We start from the raw sequence: 1,620 nt of genomic DNA on the forward strand, positions 1-1,620 counted from the left end.
GCATACCCGCAACTACAACCAGATAGGTGTAGCTCATTTCCTTTTTTGTCTATAAGGATGAGATCACTATCGAGCAAAAGATTGTCTTTATTAATTTCTTTAACAATTTTTGCAATTTTAAAACGGTCAAAATGATCTTTAACTGCTTCGTATAATGCAATACTTTTATAGGTAATACCGCGGTCTTCACCGTAATCTTTTATGACGAATACTTCCCGATTGTATGGTTTCTTATATAGATTGTACTTTTGGTAAGTGACATCATTAATTTTATAAATTAGTGGACTATTACTTTCCAGTTTTTGATTAAACATTATACCCCTCCTAAATAGTTAGTTTATTAATTTTATTAGGAGAAAAAGAGATTAGTACAAAGAACGTGTTAAGAGAGCAAAATTTTTTCATTTTTGATTCTCGTTTAATTAATATGGATGGAGCCGGTAGGAGGAAGTGAAATGGTGAAGTCAAATTAAAAGGCACCAAAATAGGTGCTTCCTAGTTATATATCTTCTTAAAGTAATGAACAAACATAATGTTCATGATAATTTCGACTATAGCATTAATGCTTGCATCGATAATATTAGTTTCCTCAAGTGAATGATAAGGGGCAAATAAGACAATATAAATAGAGCCAAGGATAGTTAAAAGTATGGTCCATAAGCTGTTACGTATAAATAGTGGAATCATTAAGCCAAAAAAGGGCAAGAAGAAATCTAATTCCTTCCTAATTCTCTTCTTATAAATACCGACTAAAAGATAGATTGCAATCACATTGATAATAATAAATAAAATTAGATCAATAACATCATATCCATTCATAGATGAAGGGTTATAAACTCCAGGCAGTGAAAACACTGTAAGAGCAACCAGTACCCAAAAAGTTATACTGTATCTTTTCTTTTGTTTGCCAGTTATTGTTCCTTCCTGTAAAGCTATTACGAGTTTGTTAATATTCCAAATAAACATAGTTGTCTCCTTTTGTAGATTATCAGACTATTTATAGAGCTGGGTCTACGTAAAAACCATCTTTATTAAAATCCCCTTTCCATACTCATTACATCCTTCGAAACATAAAAAAACCCGGATAATTCAAATTTATACTATTGCTCTTTTTTATTAACTGGAGTGGAGTAGTTTTGTTCACTCTTTTTTTTCATATAATTTTTCCCCCACTCTCCCATAATGTCCAGTACTGGGATGATGCTTTTCCCTTGTGGTGTTAGCGAGTATTCTACTTTAGGAGGAACTTCTTTATACACTTCTCTGTGAACGATACCATCCTCTTCCAATTCTCTCAGCTGTCTTGTCAATATTCCTTTTGAAATGCCCGGTAACAACCTTTGAAGTTCGTTAAATCTTCTTGTTTGTCGACTTGGCTACCATAAAATAATAATTTTCCATCTTCCGGCCAATACATTTTGAGTAAGTGTCAAAGAGCATACCTCTTCTTGTTCTTCAGGAGGGGGTTCTCCTTGAAAATTAAATCGAGCCATTGACTGTAATTTCCCTCTCTCTCTTAATGGTCCTATTTTTGTGACTATGTCATAAAAAAATGCCTACTTTTATTATTGTGACCGTGGATATAGTATCTACCTGTACTTAATAATTCAACAAGTATAC

Annotated in this window: 2 protein-coding genes and 1 pseudogene; all 3 read right to left on the minus strand. The window is 32.7% G+C overall.

Annotation, left to right across the window (positions count from 1 at the left end; all coding sequences use genetic code 11):
* Nucleotides 1–314, minus strand: a 314-nt coding sequence (locus tag ACFVSH_RS26410; protein WP_387708773.1) for a hypothetical protein, incomplete at its 3' end; no start/stop codon positions are given.
* A gap of 181 nt (nt 315–495) precedes the next feature.
* On the minus strand, nt 496–966 hold the full coding sequence (locus tag ACFVSH_RS26415) for a hypothetical protein (protein ID WP_387708775.1): 471 nt from the start codon (nt 964–966) through the stop codon (nt 496–498).
* Between the two features lie 134 nt (nt 967–1,100).
* A pseudogene (locus ACFVSH_RS26420) lies at nt 1,101–1,493 on the minus strand (winged helix-turn-helix transcriptional regulator).
* Nucleotides 1,494–1,620: the final 127 nt, after the last annotated feature.

It is taken from the genome of Peribacillus sp. NPDC058002 (assembly GCF_042886655.1).
GTDB lineage: Bacteria > Bacillota > Bacilli > Bacillales > DSM-1321 > Peribacillus > Peribacillus aracenensis.